Here is a 5,962-nt window from a genome sequence, read left to right as displayed (position 1 = left end):
CGCAGCGCGGCCGCCCGCCGGCGCACCGCGCTCGACCAGTCCTTCGGTCAACTCCCGGAGCCGGAAGAGCCGTTCGAGGGACGGCGGGCCGAACTGGCGCGGATCTCGCAGTGGGTGCAGGCGGCCCGGGCCGGCACCGAGACCCGGCCGGTGGTCGTGGTCCTGCACGGGGAGCCGGGCGCGGGCCGGACGACGCTGGCGGTGCGGGCCGCGCGGGAGGTCCGCGACCAGTACCGCGGGGCGTGCGTGGTGGACCTGCGGGGCGGGTCGCTGAGCGGGGAGACCCCGCTGCCCACCCGGGACGCGCTGCTGCACCTGCTGAACCGGCTGGGGGCGCCGCGCGAGCAGCTGCTGTTCCGGGACCGGTCCTCGGCGGGACAGCAGGTGCGGCGGCTCGCCGAGCTGTACCACCAGCACCTGCGGGGGGTGCCGGTGACGGTGGTGCTGGACGATGCGGTGGACGCGGAGCAGGTGCGGCTGCTGGTGCCGGAGCGCTCCGACAGCCTGGTGCTGGTGACCGCGCGGGAGCCGCTGGAGCTGCCGGCGGACCTGCCGGCGTGGGTGCACCACCTGGAGGTGGCGCCGCTGGCCGCCGCGGATGCCGAGGCGGTGCTGCGTACGGCGGTGGCGCAGGCCCGCGCGTCGGTGTACGACGAGCAGGCGCTGGCGTCGATCTTCCGGTTCACGGGCGGGCTGCCGCTGGCGCTGCGGCTGACGGGTCCGCTGCTGGGGACGCACACGGCGCGCCGGTTCGAGGTGCACCTGGCGGAACGGCTGGGGTCGTCGGCCGTGACGGACCGGGCGCTGGACCTGGCGTACGCGCACCTTCAGGATCCGGCCCGGCGGCTGCTGCGGCGGCTGTCGCTGGCGGGCCGGGTGTCGGTGGGGGCGGCGGCCGCGGCGGCGCTGGCCGAGTCACCGGAGGCGGAGGTGCGGCGGCTGATGGCCGGGCTGGCGCGGGCGGGCGTGCTGGACCACGTACGCGGGGAGCGGTACCGGCTGCACGACTCGGTGCGCTCGTACGCGGCGGCCAAGCTGCTGGCGGAGGAGGACGCGGCGGCGATCGCGGCCGCGCAGGAGCGGCTGGTGCGGACGTACGCGCAGCTCGCGGACACCGTGATCCGGATGGTCGACGGGAAGACGTCGACGCGGGCGGACCGGTTCGAGGGGCACGGGTTCGCCTCGCTGGACGCGGCGCTGGCCTGGCTGGACGAGGAGTCCAGCTTCATCACGGCGGCGCTGCGGCACGCCCGGGGCGTCGACCAGCGGGCGGTGCTGGACCTGCTGGGTGCGCTGTGCGACTACTGCCTGCTGCGCGGGGACCTGTACCGGCTGGGCGAGATCGACGAGCTGATCCAGCAGGTCGACCAGGGGCTGCCGGCGCACTCGGTGCAGTGGCGGACCGGCATCGCGGCCCGCCAGCTGGGCGAGCTGGACAAGGCGCGGTCGACGCTGACGTCGGTGGTGGACCGCTACTACGAGGCGCAGCACGCGGCGGGGGCGGCGCGGGCGCTGTGTTCGCTGGGGATCACGCTGCACCACCAGGGGCGGCTGGCGGAGGCGGCGGAGAAGCTGCGGGAGGCCCTGGAGGTGCAGGCCGGGGAGGAGCTGGCCGCCGACCGGGCGTGGACGCTGCACGCACTGGCGGCGGTGGAGCGGGACCGGGCGCGGCTGGCGGAGGCGCGGGCGCTGCTGGACCGGGCGCTGCCGCTGCACGAGGCGAGCGAGTCGCTGCACGGGCAGGGGTGGGCGCACTTCCAGCTGGGCCAGGTGCACGTGCGGCGCGGTGACACCGCGGCGGCGGAGGTGTCGCTGCGGCGGGCGCTGGACCTGGCGGGGCGGACCCGGGACGGGCGGGCCGGGGCGTGGGCGCTGACGGAGCTGGCGCGGGCCCGGCTGGTGGCGGGCGACCCGGCGGCGGCGGTGGACGGGCTGCGGCAGGCACTGTCGCGGCACCGGGATGCGGAGGACGTGCGGGGGGAGGCGTGGACGCGGTACTACCTGGGGCAGGCGCTGGAGGAGCGGGGGGACCGGGACCAGGCGGTACGGGAGCTGGAGCGGGCCCGCACGATGTTCTCGCGGATGCGGGACATGTACGGGCTGGCGTGTGCGCGGCACCATTCGGGGCGGGTGAGCCGGGACGTGCGGGCGGCGCAGACGGGGAGCCTGCGGAATTCCGGGTTCGCGCGGCAGCTGCTGGCGGATGCGCGGGCGGACTTCCAGCGGATCGGGCTGCCGCACGGGGAGGCGTGGACGTGCCTGGAGCTGGCGGTGGTGGACGCGGGGAACGCGCGGCTGGGGCAGGCGGTGGCCCTGTGCGAGGAGGCGGTGGCGCTGTTCGCGTCCTACGGGGACGCGCGGGGGATGGACTGGGCCGTCTTCCTGCGGTGCACGCTGCTGCCGTACGCGGATCCCGACGGGGGTGTGGCGGCGGCCCGCTCGGTCCTGGCGGAGCTGGCCGCCGGGGCGCACCCGTCCCGTGACCCCGGCCTGTCCTCGGCGATCGCCGCGTACGAGCCGGCCCTGGCGCGCGGGGTCGACCCTGCCGCCGGCTGGCAGGCCTGGCACCTGGGCCTCACCCCGGCCCGCCCCGCCCGCGAAATCATGGGCGTCCCGTCCTGACCGGGGCTCCGCCCCGGACCCCGCGCCTCAAACTCCCCCAGCCCCAGAGGGCTGGGAGGTGCCCCCCGGGGGGGCTGGATTTTGCCCCGCAGCATCCAGCCCGCGGGCAACGTCCGGGCGGGAGAAAATCCAGCCCGTCCGGCGATCGAGGACCGGGGTCCGGGGCGGAGCCCCGAAACCGGCCCCGCCGGCCATTGAGGCGCGGGGTCTGGGGCGGAGCCCCGGAAACCGGCCTCGCCGGGGATTGCGGCGCCGGCGCCCGGTCGGGGCTACGGCTTCGTCGGGTGGTCCGCCGGGTCGGGGGTCTCCTCGAAGGAGACGCGGCCCATGTGGCGGTTCATGGACTTCATCAGGGCCCACACCCCGACCGCCAGCGCGGCGAAGACGAGGAACCCCAGGATGCCGGGGGTCACCTTGTCCTTGTCGAAGCTGTCGGCCAGCGGAACGAGCTGGGTCAGTGCTGCCTGGGTAGCGCTCATGGTCAGGCATTCTCCCGGATGCCCGCGAAGAGGTCGTCCTCGGGGAGGGATGTCGGCACGAGCGACTTCGCCAGCTCGTACTCCTCCGTGGGCCAGATCTCCTTCTGGACCTCCAGCGGCACCCGGAACCAGCCCCCGTCCGGATCGATCTGCGTCGCGTGCGCGATCAGCGCCTTGTCGCGGATCTCGAAGAACTCGCCGCACGGCACGTACGTGGTCAGCGTCCGCTCCTTGCGCTCGAACTCCTTCCACCGGTCGAGCCACTCCCCGTACGGCGACTCCATGCCCCGCTCCAGCAGCCCGTTGTGCAGCGCCAGCGTGCGCGGCTTGTTGAAGCCCTGGTTGTAGTAGACCTTCTGCGGCTGGTACACCGGCCCGAACTCGGCCTCGGGGTACTTCTCCGCGTCGGCCGCCCCGTCGAACGCCACCATCGTGATCTTGTGGGTCATGATGTGGTCGGGGTGCGGGTAGCCGCCGTTCTCGTCGTACGTGGTGACCACGTGCGGACGGAACGCGCGGATCTTCGCGACGAGCCGCCCGGCGGCCTCGTCGACGTCCTCCAGCGCGAAGCAGCCGTCCGGCAGCGGCGGCAGCGGGTCGCCCTCGGGCAGGCCCGAGTCCACGTAGCCGAGCCATTCCTGCTGCACGCCGAGGATCTCGCGTGCTTCGTCCATCTCCTTGCGGCGCACCTCGTGGATGTTCTCCTCGATGTACTTGTCGCCCTGGAGCTTGGGGTTGAGGACCGAACCGCGTTCGCCGCCGGTGCAGGTCACGACCAGCACGTCCACCCCCTCGGACACGTACTTGGCCATGGTGGCCGCGCCCTTGCTCGACTCGTCGTCGGGGTGGGCGTGCACGGCCATCAGTCGCAGCTGCTCAGTCAAGACTCGATCCCTCGGTGACGGTGCTGGGCGGACGGGCTTCTATAGTGACCGAACCGGGGGGCGAAAAATTCCGCGGTCCCCAGAGGCCGCACGCCAGAAGAGCCCCCGTGAAAGGAACGGTCGATGAGCGCGGTACGCGAGAGCCTGCCCGAGGGCCGGTACGGCCGCTCCGCGGACGAACGCGCGGACCGGAAGCTCAAGATCGTCGGCTCGGTGCTGGGCGTCGGACTGCTCGCCGTGGTCGGCTGGATCGGCTGGGACTACGTCGGCGGCCAGACCGTCAGCGGCGAGGTGATCAAGTTCCAGGTGGTCTCGGACAGCGCGATCGAGGTGCACCTGGAGGTCCGCAAGGACACCGCGGACACCCCCGGCGTGTGCACGCTGAACGCGCAGGACGTGGACCACGCCGACGTCGGCCGCGCGGACTTCTCCTTCGACCAGCGGGCGAAGCGGATCGACGAGATCGTCACGCTGAAGACGACGGCCCGGGCGACCACGGTCGAGCTGGTCGGCTGCCAGTCCCGCTGACCACAGCCCCTACAGCCTTACAGCCCTACAGACCTTCAAAAGGTGGCGCCACCGTGCTCGGCGGCACCGACCACGGCTGCACGACGGCCGCCCAGACCGTGAAGGCGGCGACGGCCGCGATCAGCAGCAGCCAGCCGGCCCCGTGCAGCGCCCGGCGGCGGCGCAGCAGCCGCAGCCCGCGGGTCGCGGCCCGGTCCGCGAGCCCCGGCGGGACCGCCGTGTGCCGCCGGTCGAGCAGCCGCCGCAGCTCGTCCTCGCGGTGGCTCCCGGTGCTCACGGCGCACCTCCGGCAACCGCACCGGCCGCCCGGCCCGCCAGCCGCCCGGCCCGCGCCGCCAGGGTCCGCACCCGTTCCGGCGGCAGCCCCAGCAGCGCGCCGGCCGTCTCCTCGGCAAGGCCTTCGTGGTAGCGCAGGACGAGCACCAGGCGCAGCCGCGGGGTGAGCCGGGACAGCAGGCCGCCGCGGCCGCGGCGGTGCCGCCAGGCCTGCCGGGCGAACGCGGTGCACAGCTCGCGGCGGGCGTGGGCGTACGGATCGTCGCCGCGCAGCCGGTCCCAGTGCGCGTAGGTGCGGGCCAGCGCGTCGGCGAGCAGGTCGCGGGCGGCCGGGGCGTCGTCGTCGGGCTCCGCGGTGAGCAGGGTCGCGGCATGCAGCAGCCGGCCGGCGGCTCCGGCGACGAACGCCTCGAACTCCCGGTCCCAGTAAGCGCGTCGCCCTTCCGGCCCTGCCGTCACCCTTCCCATGAGGCAGCAGCGGGACCGCCGGGGTCAAGAGGCCTGCGGGTGCTCCGTGGATTCCGCTCCGGCGGCCGCCATCCGCTCGGACAGCGAGACGTTGAAACGGGTCAGCAGGGCCGTGAACGACTCCCGCTCGTCCTCGCTCCAGCCCTCGGTCACCTGGGCCATCAGCTCGCGGCGCGAGGAGCGTACGTCCTCCAGCCGGGCCAGGCCGCGCGGGGACAGCGCGAGGACCACGGCGCGGCCGTCCTCGGGGTGCGAGGTGCGCTTGACGAGCCCGGTGTCGACGAGCGGGGCGACCTGCCGGGTGACGGTGGACGAGTCGATGCCCATGCCCGCGGCGAGCGCCTTGACGCCCATCGGCCCTTCCAGGTCCAGCCGGTTGAGCAGCAGGTACGCGGCGCGGTCCATGGAGTTGCGGGCCTGTCCGACGCCGCCCAGCCGGGTCTGCTCGGCGCGGCGGGCGAACACCGCCACCTGGTGCTGGAGGGCGTCGAGGAGACCGCAGGCGGGGTCCGCCGGCAGGTCCGGACGGTCCGGGGAGGAGGGCATGGCCTAGGGCTCTCTTCATACAAGGGGCGACAGGGATGGGGGACAGAGTACGCCGCCCGGGTGCGGCCCGTACGGCTCGTGCGCAATCCGGTACGGCCAATCCCCGCCCGGCCGTTGTACGGGTGGCGGCACGGGCCGTACGGCACGCGACCCGGCCCG

The 5,962-nt window shown here is 74.6% G+C and carries 7 protein-coding genes; 2 read left to right on the top strand and 5 right to left on the bottom strand.

The features are described from left to right. Positions 1 to 2,622: tetratricopeptide repeat protein (locus LG634_RS37390; RefSeq protein ID WP_226740987.1), on the top strand; the 2,622-nt coding region annotated here is incomplete at its 5' end. A gap of 269 nt (positions 2,623 to 2,891) precedes the next feature. Here the strand turns inward: LG634_RS37390 and LG634_RS37385 are convergent. Both LG634_RS37385 and mca read right to left on the bottom strand, forming a co-directional pair. After that, positions 2,892 to 3,101 carry a hypothetical protein gene (locus LG634_RS37385; protein WP_226740986.1) on the bottom strand — a complete coding sequence of 70 codons (210 nt, stop codon included), beginning with the start codon at positions 3,099 to 3,101 and terminating at the stop codon, positions 2,892 to 2,894. Positions 3,102 to 3,103: 2 nt separating this feature from the next. Then, positions 3,104 to 3,985: a mycothiol conjugate amidase Mca gene (mca, locus tag LG634_RS37380; RefSeq protein WP_226740984.1), complete on the bottom strand. Its 882-nt coding sequence runs from the start codon at positions 3,983 to 3,985 to the stop codon at positions 3,104 to 3,106. A 123-nt stretch (positions 3,986 to 4,108) separates the two neighbouring features. Between mca and LG634_RS37375 the strand changes: the two genes are divergently transcribed. Beyond that, a complete protein-coding gene (locus LG634_RS37375; protein WP_226740983.1) occupies positions 4,109 to 4,513 on the top strand; it encodes a DUF4307 domain-containing protein in 405 nt (134 codons plus the stop codon). Between the two features lie 25 nt (positions 4,514 to 4,538). Here the strand turns inward: LG634_RS37375 and LG634_RS37370 are convergent, their stop codons facing one another. The 3 genes from LG634_RS37370 to LG634_RS37360 are packed head-to-tail and all read right to left on the bottom strand — an operon-like array spanning position 4,539 to position 5,803. Further along, complete coding sequence (locus tag LG634_RS37370; protein ID WP_226740981.1) at positions 4,539 to 4,790, bottom strand: hypothetical protein; 252 nt, start codon at positions 4,788 to 4,790, stop codon at positions 4,539 to 4,541. Next, complete coding sequence (locus LG634_RS37365; RefSeq protein ID WP_372482567.1) at positions 4,787 to 5,248, bottom strand: sigma factor-like helix-turn-helix DNA-binding protein; 462 nt, start codon at positions 5,246 to 5,248, stop codon at positions 4,787 to 4,789. The genes LG634_RS37370 and LG634_RS37365 overlap by 4 nt, the downstream gene beginning before the upstream one ends. Before the next feature lie 33 nt (positions 5,249 to 5,281). After that, on the bottom strand, positions 5,282 to 5,803 hold the full coding sequence (locus tag LG634_RS37360; protein WP_226740979.1) for a MarR family winged helix-turn-helix transcriptional regulator: 522 nt from the start codon (positions 5,801 to 5,803) through the stop codon (positions 5,282 to 5,284). Positions 5,804 to 5,962: the final 159 nt, after the last annotated feature.

Origin of the sequence: Streptomyces bambusae (assembly GCF_020532645.1) — a bacterium.
In the GTDB taxonomy this organism is placed as follows: domain Bacteria; phylum Actinomycetota; class Actinomycetes; order Streptomycetales; family Streptomycetaceae; genus Streptomyces; species Streptomyces bambusae.
The sequence above is the reverse complement of the archived record's forward strand: the minus strand, read 5'-3'. Positions and strand labels throughout refer to the sequence as shown.